General features: G+C 64.2%; 15 protein-coding genes. 5 read left to right on the forward strand and 10 right to left on the reverse strand.

What is annotated here, in order from left to right; all coding sequences use genetic code 11:
- Nucleotides 1–234, reverse strand: a 234-nt coding sequence (locus tag QCE62_RS33725; protein WP_309927423.1) for a membrane dipeptidase, incomplete at its 3' end; no start/stop codon positions are given.
- Between the two features lie 513 nt (nucleotides 235–747).
- On the opposite strand from QCE62_RS33725, the gene QCE62_RS33730 reads away from it, so the two are divergent.
- Nucleotides 748–1,743: a GlxA family transcriptional regulator gene (locus tag QCE62_RS33730; protein WP_309927425.1), complete on the forward strand. Its 996-nt coding sequence runs from the start codon at nucleotides 748–750 to the stop codon at nucleotides 1,741–1,743.
- A 3-nt stretch (nucleotides 1,744–1,746) separates the two neighbouring features.
- Here the strand turns inward: QCE62_RS33730 and QCE62_RS33735 are convergent, their stop codons facing one another.
- Together QCE62_RS33735 and fdhA are read right to left on the reverse strand one after the other, a co-directional pair.
- A complete protein-coding gene (locus QCE62_RS33735) occupies nucleotides 1,747–2,277 on the reverse strand; it encodes a GNAT family N-acetyltransferase (protein ID WP_309927427.1) in 531 nt (176 codons plus the stop codon).
- Between the two features lie 51 nt (nucleotides 2,278–2,328).
- Nucleotides 2,329–3,525, reverse strand: a complete 1,197-nt coding sequence (fdhA, locus tag QCE62_RS33740) for a formaldehyde dehydrogenase, glutathione-independent (protein ID WP_309818915.1) — start codon at nucleotides 3,523–3,525, stop codon at nucleotides 2,329–2,331.
- Nucleotides 3,526–3,764: 239 nt separating this feature from the next.
- Here fdhA and betI point away from each other — a divergent pair, with 239 nt between their 5' ends.
- From betI to QCE62_RS33760, 4 genes are all read left to right on the forward strand, one after another.
- Complete coding sequence (gene betI, locus QCE62_RS33745) at nucleotides 3,765–4,352, forward strand: transcriptional regulator BetI (protein ID WP_309927429.1); 588 nt, start codon at nucleotides 3,765–3,767, stop codon at nucleotides 4,350–4,352.
- 26 nt (nucleotides 4,353–4,378) lie between these two features.
- Complete coding sequence (betB, locus tag QCE62_RS33750) at nucleotides 4,379–5,848, forward strand: betaine-aldehyde dehydrogenase (protein ID WP_309927430.1); 1,470 nt, start codon at nucleotides 4,379–4,381, stop codon at nucleotides 5,846–5,848.
- An 11-nt stretch (nucleotides 5,849–5,859) separates the two neighbouring features.
- Nucleotides 5,860–7,554: a choline dehydrogenase gene (betA, locus tag QCE62_RS33755; RefSeq protein WP_309927432.1), complete on the forward strand. Its 1,695-nt coding sequence runs from the start codon at nucleotides 5,860–5,862 to the stop codon at nucleotides 7,552–7,554.
- A 127-nt stretch (nucleotides 7,555–7,681) separates the two neighbouring features.
- Nucleotides 7,682–11,077 carry a hypothetical protein gene (locus tag QCE62_RS33760; protein WP_309927435.1) on the forward strand — a complete coding sequence of 1,132 codons (3,396 nt, stop codon included), beginning with the start codon at nucleotides 7,682–7,684 and terminating at the stop codon, nucleotides 11,075–11,077.
- 22 nt (nucleotides 11,078–11,099) lie between these two features.
- Here the strand turns inward: QCE62_RS33760 and QCE62_RS33765 are convergent, their stop codons facing one another.
- From QCE62_RS33765 to QCE62_RS33795, 7 genes are read right to left on the reverse strand one after another with little or no spacing between them, the layout of a single operon-like run.
- Complete coding sequence (locus QCE62_RS33765) at nucleotides 11,100–11,363, reverse strand: hypothetical protein (protein WP_309927437.1); 264 nt, start codon at nucleotides 11,361–11,363, stop codon at nucleotides 11,100–11,102.
- Nucleotides 11,360–11,797 (reverse strand): dihydroneopterin aldolase, encoded by a 438-nt coding sequence (locus tag QCE62_RS33770; RefSeq protein WP_309818925.1) that lies wholly within the window; start codon nucleotides 11,795–11,797, stop codon nucleotides 11,360–11,362. The genes QCE62_RS33765 and QCE62_RS33770 overlap by 4 nt, the downstream gene beginning before the upstream one ends.
- Nucleotides 11,794–12,456: a sarcosine oxidase subunit gamma gene (locus QCE62_RS33775; RefSeq protein ID WP_309927438.1), complete on the reverse strand. Its 663-nt coding sequence runs from the start codon at nucleotides 12,454–12,456 to the stop codon at nucleotides 11,794–11,796. Before QCE62_RS33775 ends, QCE62_RS33770 begins: the two co-directional genes overlap by 4 nt.
- Nucleotides 12,446–15,448, reverse strand: a complete 3,003-nt coding sequence (locus QCE62_RS33780; RefSeq protein WP_309927439.1) for a sarcosine oxidase subunit alpha family protein — start codon at nucleotides 15,446–15,448, stop codon at nucleotides 12,446–12,448. Before QCE62_RS33780 ends, QCE62_RS33775 begins: the two co-directional genes overlap by 11 nt.
- A complete protein-coding gene (locus tag QCE62_RS33785) occupies nucleotides 15,445–15,744 on the reverse strand; it encodes a sarcosine oxidase subunit delta (protein ID WP_309818931.1) in 300 nt (99 codons plus the stop codon). Before QCE62_RS33785 ends, QCE62_RS33780 begins: the two co-directional genes overlap by 4 nt.
- Before the next feature lie 22 nt (nucleotides 15,745–15,766).
- Complete coding sequence (locus QCE62_RS33790) at nucleotides 15,767–17,011, reverse strand: sarcosine oxidase subunit beta family protein (protein ID WP_309927440.1); 1,245 nt, start codon at nucleotides 17,009–17,011, stop codon at nucleotides 15,767–15,769.
- Between the two features lie 43 nt (nucleotides 17,012–17,054).
- Nucleotides 17,055–18,449, reverse strand: a complete 1,395-nt coding sequence (locus tag QCE62_RS33795; protein ID WP_309927442.1) for an L-serine ammonia-lyase — start codon at nucleotides 18,447–18,449, stop codon at nucleotides 17,055–17,057.
- Nucleotides 18,450–18,510 lie beyond the last annotated feature (61 nt).

Below are 18,510 nucleotides of genomic sequence, written 5' to 3' on the forward strand. Positions count from 1 at the left end.
CGCGCGCAGGATGTCGTCGGTCGTGCGCACGAGCGTCAGGATCTCGCTGTACTCGCGGATCTGCTGCTTCATCTCCGCGATGTTGTCGATGGTCTTCTGAAAGTCTTCCCACACCGAGACGGTGCAGTTGACGGCGGTGACGTTGCCTTTGCGCATGTCCTCGAACACGGAGCGCTCGAACTTCGAGATGTTCAGGCCGTCGATGATGATGCTGTTGTCGTGCAGGGTGCTCATCGTGAATTGCTCCGTGTTGCGCGGTAAATGGGAAAGCGTTCGCACAGCGACGCGAACGGTGTTTCGAAGCGAGGAGTCGGGTTCGACATGAAAGAGTCCGTGGGATCATCAGGCAGGTCTGGCGCGGCTCGGAGCCGCTTCTCGCCGCCTTCTTTCGTTGCGTCTATTCTTGACTTTTGCCCCGTCGGTCAATTTACGAATTTAGACGTGTTCTTGGCGTTTTCCGACATCCACGTCTGTTTTCGACAAGTGGCGAATCAGGATTCGGTGTAGCCCTTCGAACGGCAGTGCTTGCTGCACTGCGACGGGACGATCGTGCGCTGGACCGGTGCGCGCCTTTGTCCGTCAGGCCCTGCGTCAGTGCGCAGGTGCGTTCAAGCATGAGCGATGCCGTGAGCCGCTCAGGGTTTAGCCTGATGGCATGGTAGTTGCAATCGAAACCAAAATTGCAAAGTGGCAAAGCGCCGCGTCTGACGGCGCCAATCAAACAGATTCGAAGGAATCAGTTCTTACATGTCCCCCGATCGCACGGCGTCGCTGTCGCACTTCGCGTTCATGCCGCTTCCCAACTTCACGATGATCGCTTTCACCAATGCGATCGAAGTCCTGCGCATGGCGAACTATCTGACGGGACAGCCGCTGTATCGCTGGTCGATCGTCAGCCCGGACGGCGGCCCGGTGACCGCGAGCAATGGACTGTCCGTCGATACCGGTCCCGTGGATTGCGTCGGCCAACCGGATATTGTGTTCGTGGTCGGCGGCATCGACGTGCAGCGCGCCACCACCAACGAACATCTGTCCGCGCTGCGCCGCTTCGCGCGCACCGGCAGCGCGCTCGGCTCGCTCTGCACCGGCACCTACGCACTCGCCCGCGCCGGGCTGCTTGCCGGCTATGCATGCGCGATCCACTGGGAGAACATGTCGGCGCTCAAGGAAGAGTTCCCCGACACGCGCTTTCTCAAGGAACTGTTCGTCATCGACCGCGACCGCGTGACCTGCACGGGCGGCGTCGCGCCGCTCGACATGATGCTCAACCTCATCGCCGCACGGGTCGGCACGGCGCGCGTCACGCAGATCGCGGAGCAGTTCATCGTTGAACACGTGCGCGATACCAGCGCGCAGCAGCGCATGCCACTGGTGGCGCGGCTCGGATCGGCCAACAAGTCGCTCTTCGAAGTGATCTCGCTGATGGAGAACAACATCGAAGAGCCTTTGTCGCGGGAAGAACTGGCACGGCTCGCCGGCATGTCGCAGCGCCAGTTGCAGCGGCTGTTCCGCGAGCATCTCGGCATGACGCCGACGCATTACTATCTGACGCTGCGCCTGCGCCGCGCGCGCGAGCTTCTGCTGCAGACCGACATGTCCATCATGCACATCACGATGGCGTGCGGCTTTCAATCAGCCTGCCACTTTTCGAAAAGCTATCGCGACGCGTTCGGCACCGCGCCGACCCGCGAGCGCCGCAAGCAGGTGCCGCCGCTTTCGTCGGTTTCGGCGATGGTCGCCTGACGTTCAGATGTGCATGCGCAGGCGCGTTTCGCAGACCTCGCAACCGCCTACCCGCTCCGTGCGGAACACGCCATCCAGCGTAAAGCCGAGCGCCTTGTAGAAGCGCAGGCCGCGCGCATTTTCCTCCAGCGCCCAGAGCGTCACCTGCCGATAGCCTTCGCTCGCGGCAGCGTTCACCGCCTCTTCGATCAGCATCCTGCCCGCGCCTTGCCGCCAATGCGGCGGATCGATATAGACCGCCTCGATTTCCGCATCCGTGCGGTTCTTGTCGTAGTCACGCGAGGCGCCCCACGCGATCCAGCCGAGCGTGACGTCGTTGCGCTGCGCCAGCATCACGCGCGGCATGCCGCGCGCGATCAGTTCAGACCATAGCGCCTGGCGCCGCGGCACCGAAAGCGAGGCGAGGAATTCTGCGGGGAAGATGGTCCGGTAAGCGACTTGCCACGCGTTGACGTGGATGCGCGCGATCTCCGCCGCATCGGCAGCAAGCGCGAGGCGGACGGAGAGCGCGGTGCGAAGATAGTCGGCGGTCATACATCGAGTATGCCGCCGTTTCGGCAGGAAAGCTCGAACTGATAAGCCGTCTTATGCGGCCTTCAGCAGCCCATGCGGATCGATGACGAATTTGCGCGGCGCACCACCGTCGAACTTGCGGTAGCCGTCGGGAGCATCATCGAGCGTCACCACTGAAACGTTCACGATGTCCGCAATCGGCAGACGGTCCCACAGGATGGCCTGCATCAGATTGCGGTTGTACTTCATCACCGGCGTCTGGCCCGTATGGAACGAATGCGACTTCGCCCAGCCCAGACCGAAGCGAATGCTCAGGCTGCCCTTTCGCGCGGCGGCGTCCACGGCGCCCGGATCGTCCGTGACATAAAGGCCCGGAATGCCAATCGCGCCCGCCGCCTTGGTGATCTCCATCAGCGAGTTGAGCACCGTGGCCGGCGCTTCGTGGCCGCTGTCCGAGCCATGACCGTGCGCCTCGAAACCCACGCAATCCACCGCGCAATCCACTTCAGGCTTGCCGAGCAGCTGCTCGATCTGCTCGCCGAGCGTCGCGTCCTTCGAGAGATTGATGGTCTCGAAGCCCATCTTGCGCGCATGCGCGAGACGCTCCTCGTTCATGTCGCCGACGATCGTGCACGCCGCGCCCAGGATGCGCGCCGAGGCCGCCGCCGCCATGCCGACCGGACCCGCGCCCGCGATATACACCGTCGAACCCGGACCCACGCCGGCCATCACGGCGCCGTGATAACCCGTCGGAAGAATGTCGGAGAGACAGGTGAGGTCGCGGATCTTGGACATCGCCTGATCCTTGTCGGGAAACTTCAGCAGATTGAAGTCGGCATACGGCACCATCACATACTCGGCCTGCCCGCCAATCCAGCCGCCCATGTCGACATAACCGTATGCGCCGCCCGCGCGCGACGGATTCACGTTCAGGCACACGCCCGTATGCTGAGCCTTGCAGGTCGGGCAACGGCCGCAGGCCACATTGAACGGCACGGAAACCAGGTCGCCGATGGCGAGCGTCTCGACATCGCGGCCCACCTCGATCACTTCGCCCGTGATCTCGTGGCCGAGCACGAGGCCGACCGGGGCAGTCGTGCGGCCCCGCACCATGTGCTGATCCGAGCCGCAGATATTGGTGGTGACGACGCGCAGGATGACGCCGTGGCCGATGTCGCGGCCGCGTGGATCGACCATCTTCGGATAGTCGATGGATTGCACTTCGACCTTGCCCTGCCCCAGATAAACGACACCGCGATTGCTGCTCATTGATCGTCTCCATGTTTCGTGGACGGCTCGCGCGACTTTTGTGCATGCACCTCTGCGGTCCATCGCGCCCGTGCATCGAGGGTAGCGCCGCTTGCACACCGCGACTGTCATTCAATGCGACGCGCGTTTGACTGAATCCGACATCGCCGCCCCGGAACGTTCCTTTCCGGTTTTTATTGATTGACCGTTCAAAATAAAAAACCTACCATCGGCGCACGATACTGACTGGAACGCCTGAGATGCCCAAGCTCGGCATGCGCGAGATTCGCCGCGCACAATTGATCGACGCCACGCTGCACACCATCGACCAGTCCGGTCTCGCGGGGGCCACGCTGGCCTCCGTCGCGCAGCGCGCCAGCATCTCGACGGGCATCGTGAGCCACTATTTCGGCGACAAGGACGGCCTGCTCGAAGCCACCATGCGCCACGTGCTGCGGGCGCTTTGGCAAGGCACGGCGCGCCGCCGCAAGACGGCGAAGCCCGACCCGCGTTCGAAGTTGCGGGCCGTGGTCGCGGCGAATTTCGACGTCGAACAGGTGAACGGCCCGGTCATGAAAACGTGGCTGGCGTTCTGGTCGGAAAGCATGCACAAGGCCGAGCTGAGGCGGCTGCAACGCGTCAACACGCGGCGTCTCCATTCCAATCTTTGCGCCGACTTCTCCCGCGCGCTGCCGAAGCCGGCCGCACGGCGCGCGGCGAGCGGGCTGGCCGCGCTGATCGACGGACTGTGGCTGCGCGGCGCGCTCGCCGGCGAGCCGTTCGACACGAAGGCAGCGCTGCGCCTGGCTTACGACTACATCGATCTCGTGCTGGACGCGCGCGGTTGACCTCATCTCACTTGAAGGAGCGCGACATGTCGGCTTTCGAAGAGCAACGGCTTTACATCGGCGGCGCCCACGTCGATGCAACCAGCGGCGAAACCTTCGACACGCTCGATCCCGCCAACGGCGAGTTGCTCGCCCGCGTACAGCAGGCTTCGCAAGCGGATATCGACCGTGCGGTGCGCGGCGCGCACGAAGGTCAACGTGAATGGGCCGCGCTGACGGCGATGCAGCGCTCGCGCATCCTGCGGCGCGCCGTCGATCTCCTGCGCGCCCGCAATGACGAACTCGCCGCGCTCGAAACGCGCGACACCGGCAAGCCCATTGCGGAGACGCGCGCCGTGGATATCGTCACGGGCGCGGACGTCATCGAGTACTACGCGGGACTGGCCACGGCCATCGAAGGCGAGCAGATTCCCTTGCGTGAGTCGTCGTTCGTCTATACGCGGCGCGAACCGCTCGGCGTGTGCGCGGGCATCGGCGCGTGGAACTATCCCATTCAGATCGCGTGCTGGAAATCCGCGCCCGCGCTCGCGGCGGGCAACGCGATGATCTTCAAGCCGAGCGAAGTCACGCCGCTGAGCGCGTTGAAGCTTGCGGAAATCTATACCGAAGCAGGCGTGCCCACAGGCGTCTTCAACGTCGTGCAGGGCGATGGACGCGTCGGCGCGATGCTGGCGGAACATGCGGGTATCGAAAAGATCTCGTTTACGGGCGGCGTCGAGACCGGCAAAAAGGTCATGGCACGCGCGGGTGGATCGACGCTCAAGGAAGTCACGATGGAACTGGGCGGCAAGTCGCCGCTCATCGTGTTCGACGACGCCCATCTCGAACGCGCGGCGGACATCGCGATGAGCGCCAACTTCTTCAGCTCCGGGCAGGTGTGTACGAACGGCACGCGCGTGTTCGTTCAGCGCGGCGTGATGGAGGCGTTCGAGGCGCTGCTGCTGGAGCGTGTGAAGCGCATCCGCACCGGCGCGCCCGATGATCCGCAGACGAACTTCGGTCCGCTCGCCAGTGCGGCGCAGTTGCAGAAGGTGCTGGGCTTCATCGAGAGCGGCAAACGCGAAGGCGCGCGGCTCATTGCGGGCGGCGCGCGTTTGACCGAGGGCATCTTCGCGCAAGGCCAGTACGTCCAGCCCACCGTCTTCACCGATTGCCGCGACGACATGCGCATCGTGCGCGAGGAAATCTTCGGTCCCGTCATGAGCATCCTTTCATTCGACGACGAAGACGAAGTGATCGCCCGTGCCAACGACACCGACTACGGTCTCGCAGCAGGCGTGGTGACGGAGAATCTGTCGCGCGCGCATCGCGTGATTCATCGGCTGCAGGCGGGTATCTGCTGGATCAACACCTGGGGCGAGTCGCCGGCGGAAATGCCGGTCGGCGGCTACAAGCAGTCCGGGATCGGCCGCGAGAACGGCATCGCCACGCTCAATGCCTACACGCGCATCAAGTCCGTGCAGGTGGAGCTCGGTCCCTATCAGCCCGTGTTTTAAGGAGCTTCACGATGAGCGCGAACGAATACGACTACATCGTCGTCGGCGCGGGATCGGCGGGCAATGTGCTCGCCTCGCGTCTCACCGAGGACGCGGACGTGACCGTGCTGTTGCTGGAAGCGGGCGGCCCCGATCATCGCTTCGACTTCCGCACGCAGATGCCCGCAGCACTGGCTTATCCGTTGCAGGGACGGCGTTATAACTGGGCCTATGAAACCGAGCCTGAGCCGCACATGAACAACCGCCGCATGGAGTGCGGTCGCGGCAAGGGACTGGGCGGGTCGTCGCTCATCAACGGCATGTGCTATATCCGCGGCAACGCGCTCGATTACGACAACTGGGCCTCGATGCCCGGTCTCGACAACTGGAGCTATCTCAACTGCCTGCCCTATTTCCGCAAGGCGGAGACACGCGACATCGGGCCGAATGCGTATCACGGCGGCGAAGGCCCCGTACACGTGACGACGAGCAAGCCCGGCAACAACCCGCTCTTTGCCGCGATGGTCGAAGCAGGCGTGCAGGCAGGCTATCCGCGCACCGAAGATCTCAACGGTTATCAGCAGGAAGGCTTCGGTCCGATGGACCGCACCGTGACCGCGAAGGGAAGGCGCGCCAGCACCGCGCGCGGCTATCTGGACCGCGCGAAACCGCGCGGCAATCTCACGATCGTCACGCATGCCACGACTGACCGCGTGCTGTTCTCGGGCAAGCGGGCGATCGGCGTCGCCTATCTGCATCTCGGCGAACGCGTGACCGCGCATGTGCGCCGCGAAGTGCTCGTGTGCAGCGGCGCCATTGCCTCGCCTCAGTTGCTGCAACGCTCGGGCGTTGGACGGCCCGACTGGCTGAAGCCGCTGGAGATTGCCGTGGTGCATGATCTGCCGGGCGTCGGCGAGAATCTTCAGGATCACCTCGAGATGTACATGCAGTACGAATGCAAGGAGCCCGTGTCGCTGTATCCGGCGTTGCACTGGTGGAACCAGCCGGCCATCGGGCTCGAATGGATGTTGAACGGCACGGGCATCGGCGCGAGCAACCAGTTTGAAGCGGGCGGCTTCATCCGCACGCGCGACGACGATCCATGGCCGAACATCCAGTATCACTTCCTGCCTGTCGCGATCAACTACAACGGCTCAAACCCGATCCGCATGCACGGCTTTCAGGCGCACGTCGGCTCGATGCGTTCTCCGAGCCGTGGTCAAGTGAAGATCAAGTCGCGCGATCCGCATGCGCATCCGGGCATCCTGTTCAATTACATGGCCGATCCGCTCGACTGGCGCGAGTTCCGCGACGCCATTCGCATCACCCGCGAAATCATGCGTCAGCCCGCGCTGGAACGATACCGGGGCCGCGAGCTGCATCCGTCCGACGACCTGAAGAGCGACGCGGAACTCGATGCCTTCGTGCGCGCGAAGGCGGAGACCGCGTATCACCCGTCATGCTCGTGCAAGATGGGCTACGACGACATGGCGGTCGTGGATGGCGAAGGCCGCGTGCATGGCATGCAGGGTCTGCGGGTCGTGGATGCGTCGATCATGCCGCAGATCACGACCGGCAATCTCAATGCGCCGACCATCATGCTGGCGGAGAAGATCGCGGATCGCATCCGGGGCGTCGAGCCGCTGGCGCGGGTCGAGACGCCTTACTTCGTGGCGGGCGGAAAACGAGCGCGGGCGGCGCAGGCACTGGATCTGGCCGGACACTGATCGAGCCCGGTGAGGTTCGTCGTACTGCGGTACGACCGGGCTTGATTGGCTACGGTCTTTAATGGAATACGTGAAGGGCGGACGCATCGCTGCTCCCGCCCGACAACTCAAAGCCCGAGAGTGTTCCATGTCAGTCAGTTCCGTCGACAGCCGCCCTGCCCATTCAGCAACGCCCGCCGACTCGTCGGATTCCAGTACGTCGCAGCCCGTTCAACAAGACGCGCCTCAGCCAGAAAAGCCGGACGACAAGGACACAGGCGTCCAGGCCGACCAATCGCACGCGCCATCCATTCCAACTCAGCTCTCGGTCGACCCGCCGACCGACTCCACGCCTGCGCCGGACGCCACGGCGTCCGCACCCACGCCGCCAGCTCCGGAAGCATCCAAGCAGGACGACACCATCCTTCGAGGCGCCACCGCCGACGAACTCGAACGTCTCAACGAGACCTACGATCATGACGACAAAGCCTCTTGGCGCAATCAGGACAACGCCGCCAGCGCGCGCGAACTCAACAGCATCAACATGACGGGCCGTCCGGACTATGCCAAGGCGTTCCAGAATCAGTTGCCGGGCCTTCAGGCGCAGATCGCCGACATGCCCGACGACGCCTTGCGCGAACAGAACCTGGCTCAGCTCTCGATGTTCAGCACGGCTTTCGGGAACGCCGCCGATCCCGGCCAGCGCGCCACCATCGTCAAGCAGTTCGAGTCGTTTCGCCATGCCGTGTCCGAAGAGCATGACGACACCCAGGCCGATCCCGTCAAGCATGCCGAGTCGATCTTCACGGCGCCCTTCGGCAGCGGCTATCTCGATGCCGACGGCAAGCGCGGCATCGAGCGTCTGGATAATCTGCGCGACAACTTCGAGAGCGCCACCACGTCTGCAGAGCGCGAAACCGCCATGGCCCAGGGCACCGCGCTCAAGCGTGTTCTGCAGTCGAAGATCGCCGACCGTATTTACGACGAGGTCGATGCAGCGAGACTCGCCCGCCAGAAGACCTTCGGCGAGGTGATCAAACGCCTGAACGAGGCCTCCGGCATGACCATCTCCGGCCCGGGCGACGATTCACCCGCACGGCTGGAGCACTTCGGCGCGATCCTGCAGGACGAGCAGCATGCGCTCGCCTTCACCGAACTGATGAAGATGAGCCCGGAGGGCTTCAGCAAACTCAGGGAATGGGAGGACCGCACCCGCCGCCGGGACGCCAACGCGGAGCAAGCCGAGCAGAGCCATCTGTTCCATCGCTTCGAGTTGCCGCCTTTCTCCAGCATCTCCGATGTCCTCAAGAACCCGCCCTTGCCCAACGATGACTACGGCAAGAACCTGGTGGCCGGGTATCAATGGGCACAACGCCGGCTCGTGGCCGCGGAACAACGCATCAGCGTGCAAGGCAAGACCGACCTCAATCCGCTGCGCCGCGAATACCTGACCGCTTACTCACCGCCTCCGCCGGAATGGCTGCAGGAGCTCGACGAAGCGTTTTGCCGCCTGACCGTCGGCGCCATGCCGGTGGCGAGCCTGTTCACCAATTCGATCTGCCCGCACACTCATCTGAACGATACCGCTCGAACGTTCATCGATATGGGTGCGGGGGTGCTGGGCACAGCGCTGGGCTACAAGATGCCCGATGTGGACTTCGTCGGTCCGGCAATCAAGGGCGGCATGTCGAAGGCCGGCGCGCTGCTCGACCTGCTGCGCAAGCCCAAGGCTGTAGAAATAGCGGCCCCGGGCGCGGCGGAGGTTGCCCAGGCGGCCTCATCCGCAAAGGCGCCGCCGCTGAGCGAACTCGACTCTGCCAGCGCACAAATCAACGGCGAGCAGCCTTTGCCCCCGTCCTACAAGTACGAAACGCCGATCACCCAATCGACGCCGGGCAGCGCGCCCGGTGTCATGGTCGACCAGCAAGGCCAGAACTTCATCACGATGGACGGTCAACCTTTTGCGGTCAAGTACGACAAGGACAACGGCACTTGGCGCGTCTACGATCGGAACAATCCGTGGCGGCCTTCGTTCCCGGTTCGGGTAAATGAGGAGGGCGTCTGGAAGTCCCATTCGGATACCGGGCTTGTCGGCGGAGCGCCGCGTCTTTCAGCCGAAGAGAAGAAAGCCATCCTGGACGATGTGAGGCAGCATCCCTACTTGACGCAGAGAGAGATAGCCCTCCGGAACGGTGTAAGCAGCGCTACGGTAGGCAGTATTCTGCAAGCGAACGACATGGAACAACGGGGACTCGAGCAGCAATGGCAAGCACGCGTGAACCAGCTCACCCCGGATGTCCGGTCGAGAATCACCGAGTCGCTGGCGGCCCATCCCTATCAATATGCGGAGATCGCCCAACAGTTCGACACCACGCCCGGCGTCGTGAAATGGCTGGCCAAAAACGCGCCGGAAAGCCTGTCGTTAGAGACGACCGCTGAAGCGATCAAAATCGAACTCGCCGACTTTCCTGGGCTGGATCATGGGGAGCTGGCCAGAAGGTTCGATGTCACCCGCGAAGAGGTCGACGCCATCGCCGCCCTTCCGGTACAGAGTCCGGCGGGCGGAAATATGGCACGCCCCTTGAACAGAACTGCACGGATGCGGCCGGAAGTCATTCAAATGGTAACGAACTACCTGCAGGCATATCCCGATGCAAGCTATTCGAACATCGCGGCAAAGCTTGCTGTCAATGCGCAGGCGGTCTCCAGCATTGCAACGGAAGCTGGACTGACGCGCGCGGTGCCCCGTGTGCGCATCTCAAATGCAACGACTGAAGCAATACAGCGCTACATCGCGACACATCCGGCTGCCGGGTCGAACGCCGTTGCCCGGGAGTTCGGCGTTTCAACCTATGCCGTCAGGAAAATCCAACAACGAACTTTGCGGCGGCAAGACCTGCAGCAGGCCGTTGCGACACACCCAACGATCAAGCACCGCGTGGTGCAGGATCTCCGGACGACATCTTTGACGTACGTTGAAATTGCCCGGAAAGAAGGAGCAGACGTCGCCACGGTCATCAAGCTTGCCGAAGCACAGGGATTGAACCGGGCCATGGCCCCTGCCGCCGAAGGCGCGCCACCGCCTGAAGCGGCTCAGGGCGCACCAGCCGCGCCTCCTGCCACCGAAATGGCGCCGCCAGGGCTCACGGAAGCCAACCAGGCCGACATCCGCAGTTTCATGGAGAACTGGGTCGGGCCCGAATACATCGCGCAGATGCTCGGGCTGGACGAAAACCTTGTCTCCCGGTACGTGCAGAACATCGCGCCGAATTACGCGACCACGGGTTACTTCCCTGTCAATCCCGCGCCGGTGGAGCGCAGCGCCCAGTGGTGGCAAGGATCTACATCCGAACAGCCGGGTTCGTCCACGCCATCCACCGCGCCGATGCTGACCCGGCAGGATCAGGAAACCGTCCAGATGCTCATGGGCGACAGCTATCAGTTTCCGCTGCAATCCATCGCGGACTGGATCCAGCAGCCCGTTGAAACGGTGCGAGCCTACATCCAGTCCGTCAACCCGGCGTACTTGCAGGCTCACGATTGATCGAGCGCACGCGACGCCCGCATCACATATCGAACCGTGCACGCGCCGTCGCGGCAATGCTCATCAACGCGTCCACGCTGAGCCGCGCCGCGACCGCCTTCACATAGTCGTGATGCCGGCTTTGCAGCGGCGCATCGAGATACTGGGCATGCAGATAGCGTATCAGCGCGATCCGCCGATGCTTCAGCGCAATGCTTCGGTCAAGCAACGCGAGCGCCGCATCCGCATCGTGCTTCTTGAAGGCACGTGCGGACAGCTGTGCGGCGGCATCGCGCGACGGATTCATGGCGTCGCGAATTCACGCGCAGCGCTACGCAACCGCCACGCCTCATGGTCCGCGCGACGCCAGTCCAGTTCCAGCCCGAGACGTTTCGTGCCCGGGCGGATCTTCGGCTTGTGCAGCGTGAGCGTCAGGGCATCGAGCGCGGGCCATTCATCGAACGAGAGCGCGGCAATCTCCACGGCCAGCGTTTCGAGGAGACGCGTATGCGGCTTCGTCTCGAGAAACGCGCTCACGCGATTGCACCACGCTTCGTAGTCGATGAGGCCATCGTCCGATTCATCCGGCATCGCGCGGTAATGCAGGCTCGCATCGATGCAGACAGGCTGCGGCCCTTCATGCTCATGCTCGTAGAGACCGACGCGCGTCTGCACGATCAATTCGTCGACCACGACGCGCCAGCCTCGTCCGCCCATCTCCAGCGGCTCGAACGGCTTCATGAAAGCAGCGGCCCGGCGGCATCGAGCATGATCTTCACGAAGTAGTCCGCGAAGCTGCGGCGCACGATCAGCTCGAAGCGGTCGCCGCCCAGCGGCACCAGCGTCAGCGATGCCTTGAAGAAGTGGCTCTGCGCGCACTGGCCTTCGCCGAACAGCTTCGGATGCAGATCGAGCGGACAGCCGCGCGACAGCACCTCGCGCGTCTTCGGACCATCGATATCGAGCACCGTATAGCCGCTGCCGATATCCACCGCCGCCGAGAACTGGCCGACGAACGCTTCACGCAGCTTCGCTTCGAGCGGCGCGGGACGCGAGGCGTCGTGAGCGGCGTCGGAATGCACGAGCCATTCGTCGGGACCGAGCCACAGCATCGTGTAGCCATTGCCGCGCGCGACGGTGTTCGGCTTCTCGGGCGGCGTACAGCCGAGCACGTTCTGCACGGCCTTCACAAAACTCGCGTCACGCGTATCGCCACGCACGTTCACGAGTTCGAGGAACGGCCGCTCGGTAAGGCGGAATACCTTCGGCGAGCCGCCCTGATGCGCCTTGAGCAGCGCATCGGCGCCGACGAGCGGGGATTCCTGCCAGGTACCGCTCAGTCCTTGTGCGCCGATGGCACGATCGACGACCGCAGCGCCCGTTTTGATCTCATTCAACATGCTGACGTGCTCCTTCGCTGTCGTAGAACACCGAACTGGTGATTTTTGCCTTCACTTGCTTGCCGCTCGCGAGCGGGATCAGGACCGATTCGCCCATCTTGTCGAGTCCGCCCTTCACGACGGCCAGCGCGATCGAACGCTTCAGGATCGGGCTGTAATAGCTCGACGTCACGTGGCCGAGCATCGGCGCGGTGTCGCCCTGGAACGGGCCTGCCACGATCTGCGCGCCTTCCGGCAGCACGTATTGCGGATCGTCGGTCAGCAGGCCGACGAACTGCTTGCGTCCCTGCTTCGCCGTGTCCGAACGCGTCAGCGAACGCTTGCCGATGAAGTCCTTCGACTTCGCGACCAGTCCGCCCATGCCGAGGTCGTAAGGGGTCATCGAGCCGTCCGTATCCTGGCCGACGATGATGTACCCCTTCTCCGCGCGCAGCACGTGCATGGTTTCCGTGCCATACGGCGTGATGTCGAACTCGGCGCCCGCTTCCATCAGCGCTTCCCACACCGCTCGGCCGACGTTCGCCGGCACGTTGACTTCATAGGCGAGCTCGCCCGAGAAGCTGATGCGCATGATGCGCGCCGCCGCGCCCGCCACCGTGCCGTCGCGATAGCTCATGAACGGGAACGCCGCGTTGGCGAAATCCACGTCGTGACAGACCTTCTGCAGCACCTTGCGGCTGTTCGGCCCGACGACAGCAAAGGTCGCCCAATGGTCCGTCACCGACGCGAGCCGCACGCGCATGTCGGGCCATTCGGTCTGCAGCCAGCGTTCGAGCCACGTCAGCACGCGCGCCGCGCCGCCGGTCGTGGTCGTCATCATGTAGTGCTGTTCGCCGAGGCGCACGGTCACGCCGTCGTCGAAGATCATGCCGTTTTCGTCGAGCATCAGGCCGTAGCGGCACTTGCCCACTTCGAGCTTGCTCCACGGGTTCGTGTACATCCAGTTGAGCAGCTTCGCGGCATCCGGACCCTGGATGTCGATCTTGCCGAGCGTCGATGCATCGAGAATGCCCACGCTTTCGCGCGTCGCGAGCGACTCGCGCGCCACGGCCGCGTGCATGTCCTCGCCCGCCTTCGGGTAGTACCACGGACGCTTCCAGTTGCCGACATCCTCGAACATCGCGCCGTTCTCGACGTGCCACTCGTGAATGGCGGTCTTGCGCACCGGATCGAGAAACTCGCCCAGCTCGCGGCCCGCGAACGTGCCGAAGGTCACGGGCGTGTAGTTCGGGCGGAAGGTCGTCGTGCCGGTTTCGGGAATGGTCTTGTTCAGCGCCTGCGCGAGAATCGCCATGCCGTTGATGTTGCCGAGCTTGCCCTGGTCGGTGCCGAAGCCCATCGCCGTATAGCGCTTCACGTGCTCGACCGACTCGAAGCCTTCGCGCGCGGCGAGATAGATGTCCGCCGCGGACACGTCGTTCTGGTAATCGACGAACTGCTTCGGACCGCGCGTCGCCAGCTCCTTGTTGCCGACGATCCACAGCGGCAGCATCGGCGCCTCGACGATCTCGGCCACCTGCACAGGCTGCGGCTTCGCGACGATATGCCCCGCCGCTCGCGCTGCATCCGCGCCCGCCTCGACGCCAAACCGAAGGCCGCGCGCCAGCGAGAACTCGCCCGCGCATGCGCCGACGCTGCTCTCCGCCTGCATCGCCTTGCCCGGCACGAAGCACGCTTTCTCGTCGTGCCAGTGCGCCTTGCCGCCCGACTGCGCGAACAGGTGCAGCACCGGACTCCAGCCGCCCGACATGGCGACCAGATCGCATGACAGCTCTTCCTGCTTTTGCCCGACCTGTCCGTTCGCATAGGCCGCGACTTCCACCGACGCGACGCGCAGCTTGCCGTGCGCGGCCGTGATCACCGCGTTGTTCATCACGCGGATGCCTTGGCGGCGTGCGGCCGCCGGCAGCGTGCCCTTCGATTCGGCCGTGCGCGGATCCACGACGGTCACGGCAGCGCCGGCCGCCTTGAGGTCGAGTGCGCACTGATAGGCGTCGTCGTTGTTGGCGAACACGACCGCGTTGCGGCCCGGCAGCACCGCATAGCGATGCAGATACGTCGACACCGCCGACGCCAGCATGATGCCCGGCAGGTCGTTGTTGCCGAACACGATCGGACGCTCGTGCGCGCCGGTGGCGAGAATCACGCGCTTGGCGCGGACCTTCCACATCAGTTCGCGCGTGCCCTTGCGGGTCGAGACCGGCAGATGCTCGGTCAGACGCTGTGTGATTGTGACGAGGTTGTGGTCCTGATAACCGAACGCCGTGCTGCGCGACAGGATCTTCACGTCGGGCATGCGGCGCAGTTCGGCTTCGACCTTCTGTACCCATTGCAGCGCGGGCTTGCCGTCGATCTCCGCGCGGCACGACAGCAGCGAACCGCCGAGTTCGCGCTGGTCGTCGACCAGGGTCACGCGCGCGCCGGACAGCCCCGCCGCATGCGCCGCCGCCAGACCGGACGGACCGCCGCCGATCACGAGCACGTCGCAATGCGCGAAGCACTTGTCGTAGCGGTCGGCATCGAGATGCTTCGGCGCTTCGCCGAGGCCCGCTGCGTCGCGAATCACTTCCTCGTACTTCGGCCAGAACTTGCGCGGCCACATGAAGGTCTTGTAATAGAAGCCCGCCGGAATGAAGCGCGCGATCTTCTGATTGACCGCCATGCGATCGTTCTCGATGCTCGGCTTCGCGTTCACGCTCTTGGCGACGAGCCCCTGATACAGCTCGACTTCCGTGGCGCGCGCGTTCGGCACCGTGTAGGCGCCGGTTTCCAGCTGCACGACGGCATTCGGCTCTTCCACGCCCGCCGTGATGATGCCGCGCGGACGGTGGTACTTCCAGCTGCGCGCGACGAAGCGCTCGCCGCTGGCGAGCAGCGCGGAGGCGAGCGTGTCGCCTTCGTAGCCCTGATAGGTCTTGCCGTTGAACGTGAAGGTCAGCGTAATGGCGCGGTTGATGCGCCCGCCCAGGCCGAGTCGGTCTTTCTGGCTCATTTCGACTGTGCTCCGTTGTCATTCATCACAGCCAGCGGACGGTCGAACGTCTCGTAGCCCTGAATCTCGTAGGAAACCGTATCGCGCTGCACCTTGAACCAGCGGCGGCAGCCTTGTGCGTGCATCCATTGCTCGCGCGCCGTGCCGCGGGGGTTCTTGCGCATGAAGAGGTAGTCGCCCCATTCGCGGTCGGTGAGCTTTTCGGTGTCGAGCGGACGCGCGATGTCCGCTTCGCCGCCGCAGGAGAATTCGGTTTCGGCGCGTGGCCCGCACCAGGGGCATTCGATCAGCAACATGGTTCTTTCCTCAGTGTGCGGGTCAGTGAGCCACGGCAGCCGCGCCGTGTTCGTCGATCAGATGGCCGGTATAGAAACGGTCCAGCGAGAAGGCCGCATTGACCGGATGCGGTTCGTCGCGCGCGATGGTGTGCGCATACGCCCAGCCCGAGCCGGGGGTCGCCTTGAAGCCGCCCGTGCCCCAGCCGCAGTTGAAGTACAGGCCCTTGACGTCGGTCTTGGAGATGATCGGGCAGGCGTCCGGCGAGACATCGACGATGCCGCCCCACTGCCGGTTCATGCGCACGCGCGAGAACACCGGGAACATCTCGACGATCGCCTCCAGCGTGCCTTCGATGATGTGGAAGCTGCCGCGCTGGCCAAAGCCCGTGTACTGGTCCACGCCCGCGCCGATCACGAGATCGCCTTTGTCGGACTGGCTGATGTACGCGTGCACCGCGTTCGACATCACCACCGTGTTCACCACCGGCTTGATCGGCTCGGATACGAGCGCCTGCAACGGATGGCTTTCAAGCGGCAGGCGCACGCCGGCCATGTCGGCCAGCGAGGTCGTGTTGCCCGCTGCAACCACCGCGACCTTCTTCGCCTTGATGAAGCCCTTGGTCGTATCGACGCCCGTCACCTGGTTGCCTTCGCGGCGAATGCCCACGACCTGGCAGTTCTGGATGATGTCCACGCCTGCACGGTCCGCGCCGCGCGCGAAGCCCCAGGCCACGGCATCGTGCCGGGCGACGCCGCCACGCCGTTGAATGGACGCACCCAGCACCGGGTAACGGCTGTTGAGGTTGATGGTCGGCTCGATTTCCTTGATCTGCTGCGGCGTCAGGAACTCGGCATCGACGCCGTTGAGGCGGTTTGCATTCACGCGGCGCTCGGTGTCGCGCACGTCCTGCAGCGTATGCGCCAGGTTCATCACGCCGCGCTGCGAGAACATCACGTTGTAGTTGAGGTCCTGCGAGAGGCCTTCCCAGAGCTTCATCGCCTTTTCGTAAAGCGCGGCGGATTCGTCCCACAGATAGTTGGAACGCACGATGGTCGTGTTGCGCGCCGTATTGCCGCCGCCGATCCAGCCCTTCTCCAGGATCGCGACATTCGTGATGCCGTGTTCCTTCGCGAGGTAATAAGCGGTCGCGAGACCGTGGCCGCCGCCGCCGACGATCACCACGTCGTATTCGCGCTTCGGCTCCGGACTTCTCCACTGGCGTTCCCAGTTCTCGTGATACGACATGCCGTTGCGCAGCAGGCTGAATATCGAGTAGCGGCTCATGGTGTTTCCTTCTTCGTGCGGGGTGTTATGCGTTGAATCAGAATCAGCATTCGATGACGTTCACGGCCAGGCCGCCGCGCGACGTCTCCTTGTATTTCGTCTTCATGTCGGCGCCGGTTTCGCGCATCGTCTTGATGACCGAGTCGAGCGACACGTAGTGCGTGCCGTCGCCTTTCATGGCCATGCGCGCGGCGTTGAGCGCCTTGATGGCGCCCATTGCGTTGCGTTCGATGCACGGAATCTGCACGAGCCCGCCGACCGGATCGCAGGTCATGCCGAGGTTGTGTTCCATGCCGATCTCGGCGGCGTTCTCGACCTGCGCGGGCGTGCCGCCCATGACCGCGGCGAGCGCGGCGGCGGCCATCGAGCAGGCGACGCCCACTTCGCCCTGGCAGCCCACTTCGGCGCCGGAGATCGACGCCGTTTCCTTGTAGATGATGCCGATGGCCGCGGCCGTCAGCAGGAAGCGCACGATGCCTTCGTCGTTCGCGCCGTGCATGAACTTCACGTAGTAGTGCAGCACGGCGGGAATCACGCCGGCGGCGCCGTTGGTCGGCGCGGTGACCACGCGGCCACCCGCGGCGTTTTCCTCGTTCACGGCCATGGCGTACAGATTGACCCAGTCGAGCATCGACAGCGGATCGCGCAGCGACTCTTCGGAGCGCGAGCGCAGCGACGCGGACAGGTCCGCCGCGCGGCGCTTCACGTGCATCGGACCGGGCAGCTCGCCGCGTTCCTTGCAGCCGCGCTCGACGCAGGCGGCCATCACGCGCCACACGGCCAGCATGCCTTCGCGCACTTCGGCTTCGCTGCGGCTCGCGCATTCGTTCTGCATCGTCACTTCGGCGATGGAGAGACCGGTTTCGCGGCAGACGCGCATGAGGTCGTCGCCGGTGCGGAACGGATGCGGCACCGTGCCGCCCGCGCGCAGGCCGTTGACGCGATCGCCGTCGCGATTCACGACAAAGCCGCCGCCGACCGAGTAATACTCCTTCTCGACGAGCAACTGGCCGTTGTCGTCGAACGCCTGGAAGCGCATGCCGTTCGGATGCACGATGCTCGAACCGGGCGCGCCCGGCATCAGCTTGCGATAGAAGCCGATGTGCTCGCGCTCTTCGAACATCACTTCGTGCTTGCCGAGCAGCATCAGGCGCTTGCCCTTGCGGATGGCGTCCAGGCGCGGCGCGATCACGTCGGGATCGATCAGATCGGGCAGATTGCCTTCAAGGCCGAGCAGCACGGCCTTGTCGGTGCCGTGGCCCTTGCCGGTCGCGCCGAGCGAACCGAACAACTCGACGCGCACCCGCGTGACGAAGGCGAGCAGGTTGGCGTCCTCGACGTGGGACGCGAACCGGCACGCCGCGATCATCGGTCCGACGGTATGCGAGCTCGACGGTCCAATGCCGATCTTGAACAGATCGAAGACGCTGACGTTCATGTGCGAGTCCCTTTGCTTGGCTTTGACTGGGCGCGGCGCGGCAGGCGCGTGCGTCGTTTCG

Origin of the sequence: Caballeronia sp. LZ033, from assembly GCF_031451265.1 — a bacterium.
Classification (GTDB): domain Bacteria; phylum Pseudomonadota; class Gammaproteobacteria; order Burkholderiales; family Burkholderiaceae; genus Caballeronia.

What these genes read in the sequence shown, in the direction of transcription:
- QCE62_RS33795 (WP_309927442.1), bottom strand. Translation starts at nt 18,449, where the DNA reads ATGAACGTCAGCGTCTTCGATCTGTTCAAGATCGGCATTGGACCGTCG.
- betI (WP_309927429.1), top strand. Translation starts at nt 3,765, where the DNA reads ATGCCCAAGCTCGGCATGCGCGAGATTCGCCGCGCACAATTGATCGAC.
- fdhA (WP_309818915.1), bottom strand. Translation starts at nt 3,525, where the DNA reads ATGAGCAGCAATCGCGGTGTCGTTTATCTGGGGCAGGGCAAGGTCGAA.
- QCE62_RS33775 (WP_309927438.1), bottom strand. Translation starts at nt 12,456, where the DNA reads ATGTTGAATGAGATCAAAACGGGCGCTGCGGTCGTCGATCGTGCCATC.
- betA (WP_309927432.1), top strand. Translation starts at nt 5,860, where the DNA reads ATGAGCGCGAACGAATACGACTACATCGTCGTCGGCGCGGGATCGGCG.
- QCE62_RS33735 (WP_309927427.1), bottom strand. Translation starts at nt 2,277, where the DNA reads ATGACCGCCGACTATCTTCGCACCGCGCTCTCCGTCCGCCTCGCGCTT.
- QCE62_RS33765 (WP_309927437.1), bottom strand. Translation starts at nt 11,363, where the DNA reads ATGAATCCGTCGCGCGATGCCGCCGCACAGCTGTCCGCACGTGCCTTC.
- QCE62_RS33770 (WP_309818925.1), bottom strand. Translation starts at nt 11,797, where the DNA reads ATGAAGCCGTTCGAGCCGCTGGAGATGGGCGGACGAGGCTGGCGCGTC.
- QCE62_RS33760 (WP_309927435.1), top strand. Translation starts at nt 7,682, where the DNA reads ATGTCAGTCAGTTCCGTCGACAGCCGCCCTGCCCATTCAGCAACGCCC.
- QCE62_RS33785 (WP_309818931.1), bottom strand. Translation starts at nt 15,744, where the DNA reads ATGTTGCTGATCGAATGCCCCTGGTGCGGGCCACGCGCCGAAACCGAA.
- QCE62_RS33730 (WP_309927425.1), top strand. Translation starts at nt 748, where the DNA reads ATGTCCCCCGATCGCACGGCGTCGCTGTCGCACTTCGCGTTCATGCCG.
- QCE62_RS33780 (WP_309927439.1), bottom strand. Translation starts at nt 15,448, where the DNA reads ATGAGCCAGAAAGACCGACTCGGCCTGGGCGGGCGCATCAACCGCGCC.
- betB (WP_309927430.1), top strand. Translation starts at nt 4,379, where the DNA reads ATGTCGGCTTTCGAAGAGCAACGGCTTTACATCGGCGGCGCCCACGTC.
- QCE62_RS33790 (WP_309927440.1), bottom strand. Translation starts at nt 17,011, where the DNA reads ATGAGCCGCTACTCGATATTCAGCCTGCTGCGCAACGGCATGTCGTAT.